The sequence below is a fragment of the Cupriavidus sp. 10L45 genome, assembly GCF_056395225.1.
Map to the genome: position 1 here is coordinate 1 of NZ_JBFTJC010000020.1, position 19374 is coordinate 19374.

A 19374-nucleotide genomic window follows, 5' to 3' on the forward strand; every position below is an offset into this window, starting at 1 on the left:
GAGCAAACCGGGCTCTATGCCGGCAAGGGCGGGTTCGATATCAACGTGGAGGGGAACACCGGCCTGAAGGGCGCGGTGATCGCGAGTACGGCGGAGAAGGACAAGAACACGCTGACCACCGGCACGCTGACAACGAGCGATATCGAGAATAAGGCCGAGTACAAGAGCGATACGTCGACGATTGCGGGGAGCTTTACGGCTGGCAGCAGCGTTCCAGCGAGCAATCCGATGGACGGCCCGGTCCAGCAGGCGCATACCAACTGGGGCAACACCGACGTGATGGGCGCCGCAGCCGCGACGGCAATCGCGACGCTGGCCGGCAATAGCAGTGCGCCGATCAAGGGCAACGCCGCTGGAGCAACCCGGAGCGCGATTGCGGAGGGTACGGTAACGATCACGGACGCCGAAGGTCAGAAGGCGCGTACGGGCAAGACTGCGGAAGAGACCATTGCCAGCCTGAACCGCGATACGGAGAACGCCAACGAGAGCATCGGCAAGATATTCGACGCGGAGAAGATCAAGGAACAGCAGGCCTACGACCAACTGAAGCAGCAGACGCTGCAACAGGCTGCGCCCTATCTGTATGACGTGGTGGGCGATCAACTGAAGGGGGCGCCGGAGCCGGTAAAGGTGGCTGTCCACGGGCTGATCGGTGGGCTGGTGAGCAAGGCGCTGGGCGGCGGGTTTGGATCTGGAGCGGCAGGGGTTGCGGCGGCTACGGCGGCGATTAGGTTGTTGGACGAGAACATGGGTAGCCTCGGCGTGGAACCTGGAACCCGCGACAAGATGCTGCAGGTTGTTGGTATGGCGGTTGCCAAGATTGTTGGGGGGGAAGGGGCGAGCGGAAATGCTGCTGCGGCGACGGCGGGGATGGCGGATGCTTATAACAGGCAGTTGCATCCGGATGAGCGGGCGCTGGCGCGGCGATAGCTGCGGCTAGCGGAGGGAAGTACACCGAGAAGCAAGTCAGTGACATTCTTCGGGCAGCCAGCAATGCGGAGCGGGGCGAAAACGTGACCACTGGGATGGTGGTGGACGGAGTCAGCAATCCGCAGGGTGTCTATGACAGTGGTGACGGCGGTGGGACGTTCACCGTGCCTTCGGGGGACGGGCGTACATTGGTGCAGTCTGTGCAGACTCAAGTTGATCCAGGGCTGGCTGCGTATGTTCAATTGATGACCGGTGGAAGCAATTCGCCGTATAGCTGGGATGCCGCGACGCTTGGGGCGGGTGCGCCTGTATTGGGCGACGGAGGAGAAAAGTACTCAGACTCTCGACCGTTTGTTCCCTCGGGCAATGGCTGTATATCGGCTGAGTGCATAGCACTGGGGAAGCCGCCAGTAGGTGTGCCTTGGTCGGTTGGCGCGGGCGTCTATTTCGGTTTGGGAGGCGAAGGCGAGATTGGGCTCGTCGGATGGACGCCAACTGATGTGAAAGTCGGATTCGGATTCGGTGCTGGAGGGCACGGTTGGGTGAAAGGTCAGTCCGCAGCGATTAAAGGCGACCTCTGGACGCAAGGAAGAGACGCTAATAGCGGGGAGTATCGAATTGGAACGTCGATAGGCGGGTCGGCCCAACTTGGTGTGGGCAGCGTTGAGACGTCCATCTCGGCTGGCGGCTGGTCCAATGTTACTGGCGCCGGCAAAGGAGTTGGAACATACACTCAAATGAAGGCGGGGGTGGCTGTAACACCCTCATATGGGCTGGTCCTTGAAGGTAAAGTCAATTTTATTGAGTTCACATATAAGCGAGGATTGAATGCTGGCATATAAAGATGACCTGCTAAGGTTTCATAGGGCTAGGTGGATTTTAATAGGTGTAACCGCAATATTCATTTACGTTTACTCAACGTTATTTGTAATTTCTGCGGGAATAATCTGGAATTTCGTCGTAATGTTGGGGTATTTGCTGTGGATGTTTTATTGGGTATTTACGAAGTATAGATGTCCAAAGTGTAATTATATTCTTAGGATGAGAGGGTTTAATGCCGTGGATTTGGCTCCGAAGACTTGCTGGAAGTGTGGCTTGAATTTTTACAATGGGGAGAGTCCTGGCAAGGACTCGTGAAAGCCTGATTTTCGAGCCACGATATCGCATATACCTGAAACAGGAGTACGCCTTTGAGGCGTTCCTGGCCCGAATTCGCCTGAAATGCATTCCATAACATTGCGGCTAGCGGTCGCGGCGTCGCTTGCGACTAGCATCGGCTTGCCTGTGTTCCCCGTTCTTGCACAGGCTCTTCCGTCACAATCCGCCGCCCTGACCAACGCCGAGCAGGACCAGCGTACGCGCCAGCAACAGGAAGCCCGTGAGCGCGCCGCGATCGTACAAGCGCCGGCCGTACGCGCCGAAGCCATCGCCGCAGCGGAGTTCCCGACGCTGCCCGAGGAAGCGCCGTGCTTCCGCATCGGCCGCATCCTGCTCGAAGTGCCGCAGGACCTGCCCGCCGATCTGCAGATCAGCGGCGCTTCCGCGCTGCCGATGGACCCGTTCGCCTTCGCGCAGCAATGGCTGGACCACTACACCGGTGCGTGCGTCGGCAAGGCCGGTGTGGAACTGCTGGTCAAGGGTATCTCGCAGGCGATCCTGTCGAAGGGCTACGTCACCACGCGGGTGCTGGTGCCGGAGCAGGACCTGACCACGGGCACGCTAAAGCTGGCGCTGATTCCCGGTGTGGTCGGCGAGATTCGCTTCGCGGAGCCGGATCTATGGGGCACGTGGCGAACCGCGTTCCCGACCGGCCCTGGCGAACTGCTGAACCTGCGTGACCTGGAGCAGGGCCTCGAGCAGATGAAGCGCGTCGCCAGCCAGGATGTGGATATGCAGATCGTGCCGACTGCCACGCCGGGGCGCAGCGACGTCGTGATCGCGATCAAGCGCAACAAGCCGTGGACGGTGGTGGCGTCGGTCGACAACTCCGGCTCGCGTGGCACCGGGCGGTGGCAAGGGAATCTGAGCCTGGGAATCGATAATCCGCTCGGCCTGAACGACATGTTCAACGTCGGCTATAACCAGGACCTGATGCTGAGCAACAAGGAGCATGGCACGCGGGGCTGGAATGGCTATTACTCGGTACCTTGGGGTTACTGGACGGCCACGGTGTCCGCCTATAGCAGCAACTATTTCCAGCAGATCGCGGGGGTGAATACCACGTTCATATCGAGCGGGAAATCACAGAACGTTGATCTGAAGCTGCATCGCGTCCTGCATCGTAACCAGAACGATGTATTTGGTATGCAGGTCCGGCTAACGCGGCGCTTTGGCAAAAGCTATATCGAGGACACGGAGATTCCGCAACAGCGCCGCAACAACACGATCCTCGAGATTGGCGTAACAGATCGTCATTACTTCGGCCAATCGCAGCTAGACGCGTCATTCGGGTTTCGGCAAGGCATCGGCGCCTTGGGTGCCCAGCCCGATGCGTTGGCCGCCGAAGACGGTCCCACGTGGCGGTATCGAATGATGGTGCTCGACGCCAACCTGTCAGTGCCCTTCAAGATCGCAGAGCAGGGCTTCCGCTATGTGACCACGGTTCGCGGGCAATTCACCAATGATCGACTCTATTACGTTGACGATCTGACGATCGGCAGCCGCTATACCGTGCGCGGCTTCGATAGTGAAAGCCAGCTGGCTGGCGAACGCGGCTTCTACTGGCGCAATGAACTGCAGGCGCCACTCGGCGGCACTGGGCAGGCCATCTATGCCGGCATCGATTATGGGCGGGTATATGGACCCACTACCGCCGCCCTGGTCGGGACACAACTCGCGGGCGCGGTTGTCGGTCTCCGTGGTGGTCTCGGCTCCCGTTTCGGCAGTGTTTCCTATGACGTCTTTGTTGGAACACCTGTGTACAAGCCTGAAGCGTTCCATACCGCAGGCGTCACGGGCGGGATGCAACTCGTCTATCAGTACTAAAACGCCCCTGAAGACGGCATCAGACCGTTCTCTTTTCAATCTCCTATGGATGGGTCATTCATGAAGAAGTCACTCGTATTGACAATGGTTTCTGCCGCGGTGGCGATTGCGGCTTGCGGTGGTGGGTCGGACGACACCGGCAGCGCCGGTACATCCGCCGCACCGACGGACAACGGTCCCAAGGCGAGCAGCCGTTGGAGGCAGCGTGTTTGATGGCACCGGCACGACTTACACCAAATATCGCCGGTTCTCCTACTCGGATGTGACGTCGGGGGCATCCGGTGCGCCGAATCTGGTCGGGATGTTGCCGAACGAAACCCGCACCGTGACGATGAGCGAATTCCAAAAGTCCGCCTGTCGACCAACCCACAACCGGCCTTTTCCACCACGCCTAGTCGAACCGTGCAGTTGACGATCCAGTACCTGGGCCGGGAAGATGTCTCCGCCATGGGCAAGGCCTACCCAAATGCCTGCAAGGTGAAAGTCCGGTACGAGCGAGCAAACAGCCTGTTTCCCACGCTCGAAAGCACGGTCTGGCTCGCGCCAGGCGCGGGTCCGGTCAAGTTGACCGGCGCCCCGTTGCTGGGCGTGGAGACCATATCGGCCGAGACATCCGGCGTCGCCGTCAGCAACTGATTGCCGAAATGGGGTAACAGGCCGAAAGTGTGAGGGCGGGCCCTTCTCTACCGCTGGCCACCCTCCCGCAACACCTCCGCCAACTTCCCCCGCACCAGTCCCAGCAAACAGTAAGCGTTATACGAAGGCTCGGACGTCTCGCTTTGCTTCTCCAGCAATTCCAGCACCCCGTCGAGGCCGGCCAGCACGGCCTCGGCATTGGCCGCGCGGCTCGATGGACCGGTTGTCGTCCCGGCGGGCGAAGGCAGTTTAGATTCGGACATACGCATCTTAGATCTGGGAGGTGGGCTGTTCAGTCGGATCAGTCTTCCCCATCCCACCCCGCCAGTCCATGAGACGATTCGCATTCTGTGGATCCCGGCACCTATACTCGACGGGCGCCCCAGAAGACAAGGCAAGCTATGACCCTGCCACCGCCCGCCCAGCAAGACGCCGCGTCCACCCCGCCCAAACCTCCCACGCCGCAAGTCGTTCCTTCCGGATTCCGACAAGGCATCATCACGGCGATCACGGTCCTACTTGGCTTCTCCCTGGCGTTCTGGAAATTCTGGGGGCTCGAGACACCGGGGCGATGGGGCACGCTCGCTATTCTCGCCGCTGCGGCACTGCTGATCGCGGTGGCGCTGCAGATCGTGGCGCTGTTTCGCGCGCTGCGCATCGAGGATGACGCCGTCGATGAATATCGGCAGACGGTGCGCTGGTTTATCGGCTCGGCCGTGGCCTTGCTCGTGGGGTTGGCTGTCGCGATGGTCGACGCCGCGTTGTAAAAAACAGCGCACAAAACTTCAACCCGCGCAGGAATTCCACCCCGCACTGCATCACGTTTCTTGGTGTTCTTACACACCAGGCCTCAAGACAATGTGCCTCACATCACAGACGCGCGCAGTTCTTTCAAGCCATCGTTGCGAATTCGCACGCCCGTTGTAAAGCCCAAAACTGCCTCCTAAGCTGGCCTCAGGCAGCTGATCCATGACAGGGCTGTCTGGAACATTAAAAACATTAGGAGACTCCCCATGAAATCCATCAGGAGAATGCTCGGCGTTGCGCTCGCCGGCATTATGCTCATCGGCCTTTCGTCGTGCGGCGGAGGCGGGGATGATGACCCGGGCATCGCGCCCACCGTCCAGCTGCTTTCGTCGCAACCCGACTATGTGACCGGCGGCAATGCGCTGATCGACATTGGCGTGCCCACCACGGTGAACAACGATCGCCCCCTCAAGGTTTCGCTGAATGGCAATGACGTCAGCGCCCAATTCAAGACCAGCCCCACCGATTCCTCCCACCAGCAAGCCGTGCTGACCGGGCTCGTGAATGGCACGAACTCCGTCACGGCCAGCGTGGGCAAGGCTTCCAAGACCATCACGATGACCAACTACCCGATCACCGGTCCGGTGATCTCGGGTCCTTGGCAGACGCCGTTCGTCTGCCAGACCAGCACGTTTGCGTTGCCGGATGGCTCCACGCTTGGCGCGCCGCTCGACGAGAACTGCAGCGTGACCACGCGCGTGACCTATCTCTACCAGTCCACGCAGGGCGGGGCGCTGAAGCCGATGACCGACACCAGGACACGCCCCGCAGACGTGGCGACGGTCACTACGCTCAGCGGCACCCAGGCGCCCTTCATCGTGCGCGTGGAAACGGGCACTGTCGATCGCGGCATCTACCAGAACGCCGTCCTGCATGACCCGACGACGGAATCCGCGCCCACGCCGACTTCGCCGCCTAAAGCCTGGAACCGGCGCCTCATCGCCGTGGAAGGCTTCGGCTGCCCCGGCGGCTGGTATATCCAGGGCGGGGCGATTGGCAACATCCAGAGCGCCGGTTTCGACTTCAGCCTGTTGAACACGCAGCGGCTGGCCGAGGGCTATGCGACGTTCGCCAACACGCTCCAGCATGCGTCGAACAACTGCAACGCGGTGCTGGCCAGCGAGGCGGCGATGATGTCGAAGGAAGCCACGATCGAACGCTTCGGCGTGCCGGCGTTCACGGTGAGCGCGGGTTGCTCGGGCGGCTCCTATGGCAGCACGCAGCCGGCAGACCGCATCCCGGGACTGTTCGACGGCGTGCTCATCTCGTGCACCTTCCCCGACCCGCTGTCGATTGCTTTCGCCGGGTCTGATGGGCACCTGATCACGCACTACATCACGCTCTTCCCAACGGCGCTGACAGACGCGCAGATCGCGGCCGTAACCGGCTACAAGAGCCGCAAGGCCTTCGAGGACGCCGCCAACCAGGCTGGCCGGACCGATCCGGTGCCGGCGCGTGTGGACTACGCGGGCTACAACTCCGGCGTGTTCAACAGCGTGGTGCCGACGTCGGTGCGCTATGACCCGGTCAACAACAAGACCGGCGTGCGTCCCACGGTCTACGATGCCGCGAAAAACATCTACGGTGTCGACAAGGCCACCGGCTTCGCGCTCAGGCCCTACGACAACGTGGGCGTGCAGTACGGCCTCGCGGCGTTGAACAGCGGGGCGATCACCACCACGCAGTTCCTGGACCTGAACGAGAAGGTTGGCGGCTATGACCAGGATGCCAACTACGTGACCAATCGCACCGCGGGCGACCCCGGCGCTATCCTGCGGGCGCAGCAGAGCGGCCTGCAGATCGGCACCAACGGCGGGCTGGCGAGCATCCCCGTGTTCGACGTGACGGGTATCTACAACGACGACTCGGGTTACCACTACCAGTACTTCCACTTCGCCCTGCGCGAGCGGATGGTGGCGGCGAACGGCGACAGCAACAACCACGTGATGTGGCGCGGCAATCCCGTGCCGGCCGATACGGCGTGGAACACCTTCATCCAGTGGGTGGCGGCGTACAAGGCCGATGTGACGACCACCGCGCAGAAGGACAAGGTGGTCACCCACAAGCCGGCCACGGCGGTGGACGGCTGCTGGAGCGACGCCGCGACGTTCGTCAACGAGAAGCAGACGCTGAGTGCCATCGGCAACACCACCTGCAACGGGCTGTTCCCCTCGTGGACGGCCTCGCGCATCGCGGCGGGCGGACCGGTGGCGGGCAACATCATCAAGTGCACGCTGAAGCCGATTGCGGCGTCTGACTACACGGTGATGTTCTCGGGCGCCGAGATGACGCGCCTGCAGGCCATCTTCCCCAGCGGCGTATGCGACTGGTCGAAGCCGGGCGTCAACCAGTCCGGCGTGGTCCCGAACGGCTCGTTCGGCCCATCGCCGGTGAACGTGGTGTTCGATATCACCAAGTCCTAGGAGCGGGTAGGCGTAACAGGGGCGGACCGGCCGCAGAGCCGGCTCCCGCCCCGCTTCATTTCCGAGCCGGTCAGAACCTTCCTATTCCCCTCCGGATCCCCCCCGAAAGCGGCGGATCTCGCCGCATCCCTTCCTTGATTTGCGCCAAAGATTTCTTCCTCGAATGGAGCGAAGGTGCCAGCCATCGTCTCGATAAGGAGGAAGGATCATGCGGGATATACGCTACGCACTGTTGAACGGGAACGCCACCACGACAGGTGGCGTGCTGATCGCGCTCAACACGTACACGATTCACCACGGCGTCAATGTTGGCGTGGAAGGCGACCATGCGACCTGCCCGGCGTGCAAGGTCGGCGGGCCGGTGTACAACGACTGCGATCCAAGATACTCGCTGCATGGGAAGCAGATTCTGGTTTCGGGGGCGCGCGTGTTCTGCAAGTGCAAGGAGCACCCGCGCGTGCTGCCGTCGCAGCATATCTTTTCGATCGAAGTAGACCGGTCGCCAGAGCAGGAGGAGGAAGCCGCGGTAGCCGCCACGCCGAATCCCGGTGTAACGCACTTGGCTGCGGAAAAACCGTCGACGAAGGAATACCTTCTGCGGCCGCGCGGGACGTTGTACTGGGGCGGAGCTGGGCTCGACGGAGACTACGTGCGGCCACAACTGGAGGCGTTCCGGAAGGCGGGGATCGAGCACTGTTTCATGGGACTGACGAACTCGGCAAACCACGGGCTGAACGAGGACTACAAGGAGGCTGGACAAATCCTGGATGCCCTCCGGGCTGGTCTCGTCGTGCGCTATCGTGATGACAGTGAGTGGACGATCACGAAAGGCATGTCACCGGAGGCCCCGCAGTTCAACTTGATCGGATATAGCTACGGCTCCTTGCTAGCCGCGCAAACTGCCTGGTCCTATGCACGCGCAGGCCACGTGATCGACCATCTTGTCCTGATCGGATCCCCGATCGACGAGGATTTCCTATCCGATCTACAGACGCACCCCCGCATAGGCAAGGTTGTGACGATTGATCTGCGGGAGTTTGGGGATCCGATCTATGCCGGAATGTCCTGGGTCGAACTTGTTGCCATGGCGCCCATTCTTGGCAAACAGATGCTGGATGGAAAGGGAGAGGGACACTTCTATTACGCGCACGCCGTGAAAGACAGTCCACGTCGGTGGGAAGGCCTTGCGAAGCGTCTCGCATCGGAAGGCCTACGATGACGCCGGGATCAAGGTTGCTGCGCACCATGAACGTCATCGCGTGGCTTCTTGCCATCGTGGGCGTGGCCTACGTCGTGGCGCTGGTGCTGACCCCTTTCAAGCCCGGGGACCGCTATACCGGTCCGGCTGCGGCCTACCTTGCGATGGCCGCGCTGGCAGTCGCCGCATTGCTTATCGTGGGTCTGCTTGTCTTCTTCATCGCGCTCGTCCGGCGTCGCCCGCACAAATGGGCGATGCTCCGGGCGTTCGCAATTGGCATCGTTTGCGTCATGCTGGCGTTTGCGGTGTCCAGGGTATGGATCCATCACCAACTCCACCAGAAACAAAAAAACCCCGGCAGCAATGCCGGGGTGGCCAGTACTACCGGTGTTTTCGGCGCCGGCACCTTCAAGATTCAGACGTCTAATCGGCCTGGATATTGAATTCCTTCACGAGTTTGGTGTAGCGCGCGGTGTCCGCCGCAATCAGCTTCTGGAGCACGGCGGGCTCGCCGCCGACTGGTGTGACGGCGATGGTCGCCATCCTGGCGATGACGTCGGGCTGCTTGAGGATCTCGTTCACATGGCCGTTCAGCGTGCGGACGATTTCCGGCGGCAGATTCTTCGGGCCCAGCATCGCCTGCCACGCGCCAATCTCCACGTCCTTGTAGCCCAGCTCGCCCAGCGTCGGCACGTTCGGCGCGAAGGGGGAGCGCTTGGTGTCGGCCACGGCCAGCGGCACCAGGCTGCCGTTGCCGACGTACTGCGCCACGGCGCCGTAGGTGACGTAGGTCATCGGCACCTGCCCGCCCAGCACGTCGACGATGGCCGGCGCCGTGCCCCGGTACGGCACCTGCGCGATCTTCACGCTGGCCGACTTGTTGAACATCTCGCCCATGATGTGCATCGGCGAGCCATTGCCCGGCGTGGCGTACGTCTCCAGCTTGCCGGCCTTGGCGCGCGCCACGAGGTCGCTCATCTTGGTGATGCCGGTGGTCTTGGCCACCACCACGAACAGCGATTGCGTGCCGAGCTGCGCAATCGGCGTGAAGTCGTTCTGCACGTCGTAGGTGGCGCCGGTGCCGGACTTCAACACCAGCGGGGCGATCGACAACGTGTTGGGCGCCATCAGCAGCGTGTAGCCGTCGGCGGCGGCGCGCGCCACGTAGGCGCTGCCGATGGTGCCGGCGGCGCCGGTGCGGTTCTCCACCACTACCGATTGCTTCAGCCGCGCGCCGAGCTTGTCGGCCATCAGGCGGGCGAGCACGTCCACGTCGCCGCCGGCGGGGTAGGCCACCACGATGGTGATCGGCTTGTTGGGGTAGCCGCCCTGGGCCATCGCGGGCAGGGCGGCGAGCAGGGCAGCGGCGCCGAAGGCCGCACCCATGGCGGCGAGAACGTTGCGGCGGACAGTCTTCATGGTCGAAACACCTCTTGTCAGGGTTCGCGCCCGATGCGGGGGCATGGCGGCGCGAAGGAGTCGGGGAAACGGTGCTGTGCCGGATTTCCCATCGGGCTTGTGGCGAGCGGCGCGCAAGGCAGAGGACACGCTGCCCGGCGCCGCGTGCGTCCGCCGTTCTTAGAAGATGTGCTTGATGCCGAGCATGGCGCCAAACTGCTGGCCGCCCGGCTTCGTGTTGGCGCCGGCCTGCGCGCCGCTGACGGACAACGTCAGGTTGCCGTCGTTGTTGATAAAGCCGGCGGTCGCATACACGGCCGTGCGCTTGCTGAAGTTGTACATGCCGCGGATGGCGTACAGCATCGACTTGTTATCACTGCTGTTGTAGTTCAGATAGTAGACCTGGCCGGCCAGCGTGAACGCGGGCGTGATGTCGTATGCGGCGCCGATGTAGTACAGCGCCGAGATCGGCGTGGCGCTGCCCTGGTTCTCGCGGCGGATCACGCCGGCGCCGATCTTGGTGCGATCGAGCAACACGTAGCCAGCCAGCGAGGCGCGGTCGTCACGGAGGCTGCTGCTGGTCAGGCCGGCGAAGGCGCCCGGGCCACCGCGCTGCGAGTCATACGCGGCGGTAATGCCCCAGGTCTTCTGGTCCCAGCCGATCATGGCGGACCACTCGCGGCACTGCGACTTGTCGGCCGGATTCTCGCCGGCGCAGTTCGTGCCGGCCGGGCTCGGACCGGCGTTGGCCACGTCGCGGCCGAAGCTGTACGTGCCGCCCACGGTCAGGCCGCCGAAGGTGCCCTTGTACGCGATGGCGTTGTCGGCGCGGGTGTTCGGGATGTAGCTGTCCAGCGAACCGGAGCCGAACGCGTTCGGCCCGAGGATGTCCGGATCGAGCACGGCCCAGAACAGCATGGTGTACTGGCGGCCGAACGAGACCTGGCCCCACTTGCCGCTCAGGCCGACCAGCGCCTGGCGCCCGAACAGGCGCCCGCCCTGGTTGGCGGTGCCGGAATCCGGCGCGAAGCCGGACTCCAGCACGAAGACGCTCTTCAGGCCGCCGCCGAGATCCTCGGTGCCGCGCAGGCCCCAGCGGGACGGCACGGTGCCGGTCAGCGTATTCATGCGGGCCACGCTGTTGCCGGCCGCGCCGACGTTGTTGACGAACTCGACGCCGGTGTCCACCACGCCATACAGTGTGACGGACGATTGCGCCGAGGCCAGCAGGGGCGCTGCGGCCAGCAGGCCTGCCGCGTACTTTCCGATCTTCATCTACCGTTTCCTTCTCTAGTTTTCGTGGGCTCGTCTGCGTTTCCGTCCGGCCGGGGCATGTTGGGGGACCGATCCGTCTTTGCGTTTCATTAGTAAAACAATGAACTACATAGGAAACGTTCAGCGAAATATAGACAGGAGAGCCTGCGGCGTAGATCAGGGGGAACCCTAGTGAGGCGACATGGCGACGCCGTGGCATGGCGCGGATACCACAAAGGCCTGGAATCGTTGTGGTGCGCGGCTTCCAGGGCAGCGCACCGCCTTTGCGAAAGTGGCCGGGCGGGCGAAGTCAGTCCTCGCTCGGCAAACCGAGGCAGCAAGCCGCTTTCGGGTGAAATCTGACGATGCCCCGTTGCGGGGCATGCCGAGGCCGTCCGGACTGCGCGCGGCGGCGGCGCTTCAGACGTGGATTTTTTCTACTTGTTTACCCTGATCCCACCCCTCCCGGAACCCGGCCTATAGTCGAGGAGTTTTATTTATAAATACAGGTTTCACATATGGAACAAAACGCGCCCCATCGAGCACTTGAACCGGGCGCCGACCTGCTGGCGGCGTTGGACAACCATTTCGCCGCGCGTACCGTGACGGTCGATGCGCAAGGCACACGCGTGTCCTGCCGCGTCGGTGGCGCGCATGGTCCGGTGATCGTGTTGCTGCACGGCATCAGCTCCGGCGCGGCATCCTGGCTGCCCTGCGCGAGCCTGCTCGCCGCCGGCGCGCGGGTGATTGCCTGGGATGCGCCAGGTTACGGCGATTCCACCCCATTGCCGATGCCCGCCCCCACGGCCCGCGACTACGCCGCGCGGCTCGAGCAACTGCTGGCCGCTCTCCAGGTCCGCCCGGACCTGATCGTCGGCCATTCGCTCGGCGCGCTGATGGCCGCCGGCTACGCCGCCCAGGCCGCGCCGGACATGCAACCGGCCAGCTTCCTTCTATTGAGTCCCGCACTCGGCTATGGCGCGCCGGGTAATGAGGCCAAGTCGCGCGAGGTCTCGGCCCAGCGCCTCGAAGCGCTCGACACCCTCGGCGTCGATGGTCTCGCCCAGCGCGGCCCCACCCGCCTGCTCAGCCCGGCTGCCACGCCCGATGCCCAAGCCTGGGTGCGCTGGAATATGCGCCGCCTGCATCCGGACGGCTATCGCCAGGCGGTCGCATTGCTCTGTGGCGATGACATCGATGAATACCTTGCCGATGCCTCCCGCCCCGTGGATGTCGGCTGCGGCGCGCAGGACGTGGTGACCACGCCCGCCGCCTCGTCCGCGCTGGCCGGGCGATGCCAGTTTCCGTTCCACCTGATCGCCGACGCCGGCCACGCCTGCTACATCGAGCAGCCCCAGGCCGTCGCCCAACGGATTCGCGCCACGCTGCACGATTAAGGCGAGGGTTTCAGCACTTCTCCGCCACGAACCGGCGCTTCACGGGGTTAACCCCAGTCAATTTTTGAAGCGTCGTTGTCTATAGTCGTACCTGTGTTCAATATTTAAACTCGTGTTTCATAGGTAAAACAAAGCGAGCCTGAGAACGCGAGCGCGGTTGAACCCGCCGTCCCCAACAAAGCCAGCCATGGAGCAAAGCGCAATGGAAAGCCTCTCGTACAACCCGAACCTGGTGCCGTGGGAGCGCCCCGCGCCGAACAACGTAGCGGGCAAGGGCCATATCGAGCAGCCGGGCAAGGTGGCCAACATCGTCTGGCAGACCCGTGCGGCGGCCCCCACCGCGTACGAGAACGCGCTAGCCGATGCGCTGGAGGCGGCCTTCGAGGGCGGCGCCAAGAACCCCGGCGACATCGTCCGCGCGCTCAACCGCACGAATTTCCTGGCCGCCGATGGCCAGCCGTGGACCGAGGAAGCCTTCCTCGCCGAAATGCGCCGCCTGGGCGCCTGACGCCGGAACCCCAGCGAGACAAGACATGGAATCGAACAAGCAAGCACGTGCCGAGGCGCGTCTGAACAGCGGCCTGCGCAACTACTGGTATCCGGTGGCGGCGTCGTGGCAGGTCACCCACGCGCCCATCGGCATCACCCGCCTGGGCCAGAACATCGTCATGTGGCGTGACAACGCCGGCGCGCTGCACGCGTTGGAAGACCGCTGCCCGCACCGTGGCGCGCGTCTGTCGATGGGCTGGAACCTCGGCGACCGCGTGGCCTGCTGGTACCACGGCGTGGAAGTGGGCGGCGACGGCCAGGTCAAGAGCGTGCCGGCCGTGGAGAGCTGCCCGCTGGAAGGCCGCACCTGCGTGCGCAGCTACCCGGTGCAGGAGCAGGCCGGCGCGATCTTCCTGTGGTTCGGCGACAGCGCCCCGGCCGAAGCCGATGCCCTGCGCCTGCCCGAGGAACTGGTCAGCGACGAACACACCAACTTCCTCTGCGTGGCCCACTGGGACTGCAACTACCGCTACGCGATCGACAACGTCATGGACCCGATGCACGGCGCCTACCTGCACGCCGTCTCGCACTCGATGGCCAGCGGCGAGAAGTCGGCCGTCATGCAGATCCGCGAGACCGACAGCGGCCTGATCTTCGAGAAGACCGGCCAGCGCGGCGTGAACTTCGACTGGGTGGAATTCGGCGAGACCGGCACGCTGTGGCTGCGCCTGTCCATCCCCTACCGCGACAAGGTCGGCCCCGGCGGCCCGTTCGGCATCGTCGGCATGGCCACGCCGGTGGACGAGGATCACTGCCTGGTGTTCTTCTGGCGCACCCGCCACGTGCAGGGCTGGGAGCGCGACGTGTGGCGCTTCCTGTATCGCAACCGCCTGGAAGGGCTGCACTGGGACGTCCTCGAGCAAGACCGCGTGGTGCTGGAGTCGATGGCGCCGAACGCGCGCGACCACGAGATGCTGTACCAGCACGACGCCGGCATCACCCGCGTGCGCCGCCTGCTGAAGCGCCGCGCCGATGCCGAAGTGGCCAACGAACCGGTGGCGATGCTGCAACCGGCAGGCGGAGTCCCCAGCCATGCGTGACGCCGCAACCGCCAACCTGCTGGCAGGGCGCAAGGTGCTGGTCACCGGCGCCGCGCGCGGCCTCGGGCTGGCCTTCGCCACCGCGATTGCCGAAGCCGGCGGCGCCGTGGCGATGGCCGACATCCTCGCGGACCGCGTGCAGGAATCGGCCGCCGCCTTGCAGGCGCGCGGCTTCAACGTGGTGCCGCTGACGCTGGACCTGAACGACCCGGCCTCGGTGCAGGCCTGCGCCGCCGCCGCCGCAGAGGCCCTCGGCGGCCTCGACGGCCTGGTCAACAACGGCGCGGTCACCGATTCCGGCGGCCGGGACCTGACCGCGCTGGACGTGGCCACCTGGGACCGCGTGATGAGCGTGAACGTGCGCGGCACCTGGCTGATGACCGCCGCCTGCACGCCCGCGCTGCGCGCCAGCGGCCGGGGCGCCGTGGTCAACCTGGCCTCGGACACCCCGCTGTGGGGCGCGCCCAACCTGCTGGCCTACGTGGCCAGCAAGAGCGCCATCATCGGCATGACCCGCTCGCTGGCCCGTGAACTGGGCGATGCGCAGGTCACGGTCAACGCCGTGGCGCCGGGCCTCACGCTGGTGGAAGCCACCGAATACGTGCCGCAGCACCGCCACGACCTGTACCGCAACCAGCGCGCGCTCCAGCGCGAGCAAGTCCCCGACGATGTCTGCGGCGCCGTGCTGTTCGCGCTGTCCGACCTCTCCCGCTTCGTCACCGGCCAGACCCTGGCCGTGAACGGCGGCTTTGTCATGCACTGAAACCAAGGAACCCGATCCAATGAGCGATATGTCCCAACAGGAAAACATCAAGCGTAGCTGGGAGCAACCTGCCGACGCCTCGTTCGACCAGTGGATGGAAAGCCGCGTGGCGCGCTTCTCCACCCGCCGGTACGACTGGGATGCCCTGAAGTTCCAGGCCGACTACGACCCGAAGTACCGCCGCGCCCAGATGCGCTACCTCGGTACGGGCGGCACCGGCGTGGCCGCGGACACCAACACGGTGCCGTCGGAGCATTTCACGTTCTCCACGATGATCATCCCGGCCGGCCACGAAGGCCCGTCGCACCTGCACACCGATGTGGAAGAGGTCTTCTTCATCCTGCGCGGCAAGATCAAGCTGGTCCTGGAGAAGGACGGCGAGCGCTTCGAGACCATCCTGACCGACCGCGACCTCGTGTCGGTGCCGCCGGGCGTGTACCGCGAGGAAATCAACATCGGCGACGAAGACGCGCTGATGTGCGTGATGCTCGGCGCCAGGAAGCCGATCACGCCGACGTACCCGCCCGAGCATCCGCTCACCCAGGTCAAGCGCTGAACCGCGCCGATCGTCGATCCATCCAGCCATCCGCCATGAGCACCCAACCACTGCCCGCCGAGATCCAGGACCGGTACATCGTGCCCGGCCTGGAGCGTGGCCTGCGCCTGCTGGCCGAGTTCAGCGCGCGTGACCGCGTGCTGTCGGCGGCCGACCTCGCGCGCCGGCTCGACGTGCCCCGCTCCACGGTGTTCCGCCTGCTGGCGACGCTGGAAGCCACGGGCTACGTGGAGCGTGCCGACGGCGGCCGCGAATACCGGCTGGGCCTGGCCGTGCTCCGGCTCGGCTTCGACTACCTGGCCTCGCTGGAGCTGACCGAACTGGGCGCGCCGCTGCTGAACAAGCTGCGCGATGAAATCGAGTACCCGTGCAACCTCGTGGTGCGCGATGGCCGCTCGGTGGTCTACGTCGCCAAGTCGGCGGCGTCGCGCCCGTTCGCCAGCAATGTCAACGTGGGCACGCGCCTGCCGGTGCATGCGACCGTGCTGGGGCGCGTGCTGCTGGAAGACCTCTCGCTGGCGCAGCTACGCGAGATCTATCCGGAGCCGCAGTTGCAGATCTACTCGGACAGCACGCCACGCACCGTGGACGCGCTGTTCGAGATGGTGCAGCAAGACCGCTCGCGCGGCTACGTGCTGCACGAAGGCTTCTTCGAAGCCAGCATCTCCACCATCGCCGCGCCGGTGCGCGACCGCACCGGCAAGGTCACCGCCGCGCTGGGCGCCACGATCCCGGCGTCGCGCATCGACCCGGAGCAGCTCGGGCTGATGGTGGAGCGGGTGAGGGCGTCCGCGCGCGAGCTGTCGCGGCTGCTGGACTACCGGCCGCATCGCGCCAACGGGCACGGCAAGGTCGTGTCTTTACATCGGGAATGAGCAAAAGAGGGGAGTGAGGACGATGTCCATGATTCAACTCGACGGCAAAGTGGCCGTCGTGACCGGCGGGTCCTCCGGCATCGGGCTGGCGACCGTCGAACTGTTGCTGGAAGCCGGCGCCGCCGTGGCCATGTGCGGCCGTGACGAACGGCGCCTGCGCCAGGCCGAGGCCTCGCTGCGCGCGCGTTTCACCGGCTGCCGCCTCTACGCGGCCCAGTGCGACGTGCTGCAGGCTGCGCAGGTCAACGCCTTCGCCGCCGACGTGGCGCGCGAACTCGGCCCGGTGGACATGCTGGTCAACAACGCCGGCCAGGGCCGCGTGTCGACCTTCGCCAGCACCGAGGACGCCGCCTGGATGGAGGAGCTGCAACTGAAGTTCTTCTCCGTGATCCACCCGACCCGTGCCTTCCTGCCGCAACTCGAGCAGTCGGGGCAGGGCGCCGTGGTCTGCGTGAACTCGCTGCTGGCTACCCAGCCGGAGCCGCACATGGTCGCCACCTCGGCGGCGCGCGCCGGCGTGCACAACCTCGTGCGCTCGCTGGCCACCGAATTCGCGCCGCGCGGCGTGCGCGTGAACGGCATCCTGATCGGGCTCGTCGAGTCCGGCCAGTGGCGCCGCCGCTTCGACGCGCGCCCGGAGGAAGACCGCCACCTGGACTGGACCGCGTGGACCGCGCGTCTGGCCCGCCAGAAGAACATCCAACTGGGCCGTCTCGGCCTGCCGCAGGAAGCCGCGCGCGCCATCCTGTTCCTTGCCTCGCCGTTGTCTTCGTACACCACGGGCAGCCACATCGATATTTCCGGAGGACTCTCCCGTCATGCGTAACGAACAACAACAAGTCACCGTGGGCTGCGCCATCGCGGCCTTCCTCGAACAATGCGGCGTCAAGGCTGCCTTCGGCGTGATTTCGATCCACAACATGCCCATCCTCGACGCGATGGGCGAGCGCGGCAAGATCCGCTTCGTGCCGGCGCGCGGCGAAGCGGGCGGCACCAATATGGCCGATGCCTACGCCCGCACCACGGGTGGCCTGGGCGTGTGCCTGACCAGCACGGGCACGGCGGCGGGCAATGCCGCCGGCGCGATGGTCGAGGCCCTGACGGCCGGCACGCCGATGCTCCACATCACCGGCCAGATCGAAACGCCGTACCTGGACCAGAGCCTCGCCTATATCCACGAGGCCCCGGACCAGCTCACCATGCTGAAGGCCGTGTCGAAGGCCGCCTTCCGCATCCGCAGCGCCGACACCGCGCTCTCGACCATCAAGCTGGCCGTGCAGACCGCGCTGACGGCGCCGACCGGCCCGGTCAGCGTGGAAATCCCCATCGACATCCAGGCCGCGCTGATCCCGATGCCGGCCGACCTGCAACCGCTGCCGGTGCCGCAGCACCAGCCCTCGGCCCATGCGCTCGACGCGCTGGCCGACCAACTCGCCAAGGCCCGCCGGCCGATGCTGTGGCTCGGCGGCGGCGCGCGCCACGCCAGCCAGCAGGTCAAGCGCCTGCTGGACATGGGGTTTGGCGTGGTCACCTCCACGCAGGGTCGCGGCATCGTGGCGGAGGACGATCCGCGCTCGCTGGGCGCCTACAACCTCCACAAGCCCATCGAAACCTTCTACCAGACGTGCGATGCGATGCTGGTGGTCGGCTCGCGCCTGCGCGGCAATGAAACCCTGAAGTACGAGCTGAAGCTGCCGCGCCCGCTGCTGCGCATCGACGCCGATCCGGCCTCGGAAGGCCGCTGCTACCAGAGCGACCACTTCGTCAGCGGCGACGCCGCGCTGGCGCTGGATGGCCTCGCCGATCGGCTTGAAGGCCGCCTGAAAGTGGACGCCAGTTTCGCCGCCGACCTGCGCCGTGCCCACGACGTGGCCGTGGGCGCGCTGGTGGACGGCCTCGGCCCGTACAGCGCGCTGGTGCAGGCGCTCCAGCAGGCGGTGGGCCGCAACTTCAACTGGGTGCGCGACGTCACGGTGTCCAACAGCACCTGGGGCAACCGTCACCTGCAGATTTTCGATTCCCGCGCCGGCGTGCACGCGCTCGGCGGCGGTATCGGCCAGGGCCTGGCCATGGGCATCGGCGCCGCCATCGGCGCGGCGGCCACGGCTTCGGGCAAGAAGACCTTCACGCTGGCCGGCGATGGCGGGTTCATCCTGAACCTGGGCGAACTCGCCACGGCGGTGCAGGAGCGTGCCGACATGGTCATCGTGCTGATGAACGACAAGGGCTACGGCGTGATCAAGAACATCCAGGACGCGCAGTACGGCGGTCGCCGCCACTACGTGGACCTGCACACGCCGGACTACGCCCAGCTCTCGAAGTCGCTCGCGCTGCGTCACCGCCGTGTGAGCAACCTCGCCGACATCGGCGCGGCGCTGGAAGAGGCCACGGTCGAGCCGGGCCCGTTCCTGCTGGAAATCGACATGCTGTCCATCGGCAGCTTCAAGACCGTGTTCGCCGGCCCGCCGGTCAACAAGCAGCAGCCGATTGCAAGCCCGACTTCCAGCCCCGTATCGACCCCGGCGGCAGCAGCCGCTGCGGCGGCGGCTTAAGCCAACCAGGA

General features: G+C 64.9%; 17 protein-coding genes and 1 pseudogene. 15 read left to right on the plus strand and 3 right to left on the minus strand.

Annotated features, from left to right (window positions below):
* From AC1DFU_RS26450 to AC1DFU_RS26460, 3 genes and pseudogenes are all read left to right on the plus strand, one after another.
* A pseudogene (locus tag AC1DFU_RS26450) lies at window positions 1-930 on the plus strand (hypothetical protein); the annotation flags it as partial.
* A gap of 1221 nt (window positions 931-2151) precedes the next feature.
* The gene (locus tag AC1DFU_RS26455) at window positions 2152-3915 is read left to right on the plus strand and encodes a ShlB/FhaC/HecB family hemolysin secretion/activation protein (protein WP_477159824.1); all 1764 of its coding nucleotides are present in this window, start codon (window positions 2152-2154) and stop codon (window positions 3913-3915) included.
* Window positions 3916-4317: 402 nt separating this feature from the next.
* The gene (locus tag AC1DFU_RS26460; RefSeq protein ID WP_477159499.1) at window positions 4318-4551 is read left to right on the plus strand and encodes a hypothetical protein; all 234 of its coding nucleotides are present in this window, start codon (window positions 4318-4320) and stop codon (window positions 4549-4551) included.
* A 47-nt stretch (window positions 4552-4598) separates the two neighbouring features.
* On the opposite strand, the gene AC1DFU_RS26465 is transcribed toward AC1DFU_RS26460, so the two are convergent.
* Window positions 4599-4820, minus strand: a complete 222-nt coding sequence (locus AC1DFU_RS26465; RefSeq protein ID WP_255370769.1) for a DUF1484 domain-containing protein — start codon at window positions 4818-4820, stop codon at window positions 4599-4601.
* A gap of 132 nt (window positions 4821-4952) precedes the next feature.
* Here AC1DFU_RS26465 and AC1DFU_RS26470 point away from each other — a divergent pair, with 132 nt between their 5' ends.
* The 4 genes from AC1DFU_RS26470 (at window position 4953) to AC1DFU_RS26485 (ending at window position 9422) form a co-directional block, all read left to right on the plus strand.
* Window positions 4953-5318 carry a hypothetical protein gene (locus AC1DFU_RS26470; protein WP_092293461.1) on the plus strand — a complete coding sequence of 122 codons (366 nt, stop codon included), beginning with the start codon at window positions 4953-4955 and terminating at the stop codon, window positions 5316-5318.
* A gap of 246 nt (window positions 5319-5564) precedes the next feature.
* Entirely contained in the window at window positions 5565-7781 is a 2217-nt protein-coding gene (locus AC1DFU_RS26475; RefSeq protein ID WP_441593651.1) for a DUF6351 family protein, read from the plus strand.
* 208 nt (window positions 7782-7989) lie between these two features.
* The gene (locus tag AC1DFU_RS26480; protein ID WP_441593652.1) at window positions 7990-9000 is read left to right on the plus strand and encodes a PAAR domain-containing protein; all 1011 of its coding nucleotides are present in this window, start codon (window positions 7990-7992) and stop codon (window positions 8998-9000) included.
* A 26-nt stretch (window positions 9001-9026) separates the two neighbouring features.
* Window positions 9027-9422, plus strand: coding sequence for a hypothetical protein (locus AC1DFU_RS26485; RefSeq protein WP_441593653.1), 396 nt, complete (start codon window positions 9027-9029; stop codon window positions 9420-9422).
* Here AC1DFU_RS26485 and AC1DFU_RS26490 read toward each other — a convergent pair.
* Together AC1DFU_RS26490 and AC1DFU_RS26495 are read right to left on the minus strand one after the other, a co-directional pair.
* The gene (locus AC1DFU_RS26490; RefSeq protein ID WP_092293455.1) at window positions 9403-10398 is read right to left on the minus strand and encodes a Bug family tripartite tricarboxylate transporter substrate binding protein; all 996 of its coding nucleotides are present in this window, start codon (window positions 10396-10398) and stop codon (window positions 9403-9405) included. The two genes, AC1DFU_RS26485 and AC1DFU_RS26490, sit on opposite strands and share 20 nt — an antisense overlap.
* 159 nt (window positions 10399-10557) lie before the next feature.
* Complete coding sequence (locus tag AC1DFU_RS26495; RefSeq protein ID WP_092293453.1) at window positions 10558-11652, minus strand: porin; 1095 nt, start codon at window positions 11650-11652, stop codon at window positions 10558-10560.
* Between the two features lie 497 nt (window positions 11653-12149).
* Here AC1DFU_RS26495 and AC1DFU_RS26500 point away from each other — a divergent pair, with 497 nt between their 5' ends.
* The 8 genes from AC1DFU_RS26500 to AC1DFU_RS26535 all read left to right on the plus strand — a co-directional run bounded on the left by AC1DFU_RS26500 (window position 12150) and on the right by AC1DFU_RS26535 (window position 19363).
* Window positions 12150-13028: an alpha/beta fold hydrolase gene (locus AC1DFU_RS26500; protein WP_441593654.1), complete on the plus strand. Its 879-nt coding sequence runs from the start codon at window positions 12150-12152 to the stop codon at window positions 13026-13028.
* Between the two features lie 187 nt (window positions 13029-13215).
* Window positions 13216-13536: a recombinase-like helix-turn-helix domain-containing protein gene (locus AC1DFU_RS26505; RefSeq protein WP_092293449.1), complete on the plus strand. Its 321-nt coding sequence runs from the start codon at window positions 13216-13218 to the stop codon at window positions 13534-13536.
* 25 nt (window positions 13537-13561) lie between these two features.
* The gene (locus AC1DFU_RS26510) at window positions 13562-14617 is read left to right on the plus strand and encodes an aromatic ring-hydroxylating dioxygenase subunit alpha (RefSeq protein ID WP_441593655.1); all 1056 of its coding nucleotides are present in this window, start codon (window positions 13562-13564) and stop codon (window positions 14615-14617) included.
* Window positions 14610-15380, plus strand: a complete 771-nt coding sequence (locus tag AC1DFU_RS26515) for an SDR family oxidoreductase (RefSeq protein WP_441593656.1) — start codon at window positions 14610-14612, stop codon at window positions 15378-15380. The genes AC1DFU_RS26510 and AC1DFU_RS26515 overlap by 8 nt, the downstream gene beginning before the upstream one ends.
* Window positions 15381-15399: 19 nt before the next feature.
* On the plus strand, window positions 15400-15936 hold the full coding sequence (locus AC1DFU_RS26520) for a cupin domain-containing protein (protein WP_441593657.1): 537 nt from the start codon (window positions 15400-15402) through the stop codon (window positions 15934-15936).
* Between the two features lie 35 nt (window positions 15937-15971).
* The gene (locus tag AC1DFU_RS26525) at window positions 15972-16811 is read left to right on the plus strand and encodes an IclR family transcriptional regulator (RefSeq protein ID WP_092293441.1); all 840 of its coding nucleotides are present in this window, start codon (window positions 15972-15974) and stop codon (window positions 16809-16811) included.
* A 22-nt stretch (window positions 16812-16833) separates the two neighbouring features.
* Window positions 16834-17637, plus strand: a complete 804-nt coding sequence (locus tag AC1DFU_RS26530; protein ID WP_092293439.1) for an SDR family oxidoreductase — start codon at window positions 16834-16836, stop codon at window positions 17635-17637.
* Window positions 17630-19363, plus strand: a complete 1734-nt coding sequence (locus tag AC1DFU_RS26535; protein WP_441593658.1) for a thiamine pyrophosphate-binding protein — start codon at window positions 17630-17632, stop codon at window positions 19361-19363. Before AC1DFU_RS26530 ends, AC1DFU_RS26535 begins: the two co-directional genes overlap by 8 nt.
* Window positions 19364-19374: the final 11 nt, after the last annotated feature.

What these genes read in the sequence shown, in the direction of transcription:
- AC1DFU_RS26515 (WP_441593656.1), top strand. Translation starts at nt 14,610, where the DNA reads ATGCGTGACGCCGCAACCGCCAACCTGCTGGCAGGGCGCAAGGTGCTG.
- AC1DFU_RS26525 (WP_092293441.1), top strand. Translation starts at nt 15,972, where the DNA reads ATGAGCACCCAACCACTGCCCGCCGAGATCCAGGACCGGTACATCGTG.
- AC1DFU_RS26485 (WP_441593653.1), top strand. Translation starts at nt 9,027, where the DNA reads ATGAACGTCATCGCGTGGCTTCTTGCCATCGTGGGCGTGGCCTACGTC.
- AC1DFU_RS26500 (WP_441593654.1), top strand. Translation starts at nt 12,150, where the DNA reads ATGGAACAAAACGCGCCCCATCGAGCACTTGAACCGGGCGCCGACCTG.
- AC1DFU_RS26495 (WP_092293453.1), bottom strand. Translation starts at nt 11,652, where the DNA reads ATGAAGATCGGAAAGTACGCGGCAGGCCTGCTGGCCGCAGCGCCCCTG.
- AC1DFU_RS26470 (WP_092293461.1), top strand. Translation starts at nt 4,953, where the DNA reads ATGACCCTGCCACCGCCCGCCCAGCAAGACGCCGCGTCCACCCCGCCC.
- AC1DFU_RS26490 (WP_092293455.1), bottom strand. Translation starts at nt 10,398, where the DNA reads ATGAAGACTGTCCGCCGCAACGTTCTCGCCGCCATGGGTGCGGCCTTC.
- AC1DFU_RS26465 (WP_255370769.1), bottom strand. Translation starts at nt 4,820, where the DNA reads ATGCGTATGTCCGAATCTAAACTGCCTTCGCCCGCCGGGACGACAACC.
- AC1DFU_RS26510 (WP_441593655.1), top strand. Translation starts at nt 13,562, where the DNA reads ATGGAATCGAACAAGCAAGCACGTGCCGAGGCGCGTCTGAACAGCGGC.
- AC1DFU_RS26455 (WP_477159824.1), top strand. Translation starts at nt 2,152, where the DNA reads ATGCATTCCATAACATTGCGGCTAGCGGTCGCGGCGTCGCTTGCGACT.
- AC1DFU_RS26475 (WP_441593651.1), top strand. Translation starts at nt 5,565, where the DNA reads ATGAAATCCATCAGGAGAATGCTCGGCGTTGCGCTCGCCGGCATTATG.
- AC1DFU_RS26520 (WP_441593657.1), top strand. Translation starts at nt 15,400, where the DNA reads ATGAGCGATATGTCCCAACAGGAAAACATCAAGCGTAGCTGGGAGCAA.
- AC1DFU_RS26535 (WP_441593658.1), top strand. Translation starts at nt 17,630, where the DNA reads ATGCGTAACGAACAACAACAAGTCACCGTGGGCTGCGCCATCGCGGCC.
- AC1DFU_RS26480 (WP_441593652.1), top strand. Translation starts at nt 7,990, where the DNA reads ATGCGGGATATACGCTACGCACTGTTGAACGGGAACGCCACCACGACA.
- AC1DFU_RS26530 (WP_092293439.1), top strand. Translation starts at nt 16,834, where the DNA reads ATGTCCATGATTCAACTCGACGGCAAAGTGGCCGTCGTGACCGGCGGG.
- AC1DFU_RS26505 (WP_092293449.1), top strand. Translation starts at nt 13,216, where the DNA reads ATGGAGCAAAGCGCAATGGAAAGCCTCTCGTACAACCCGAACCTGGTG.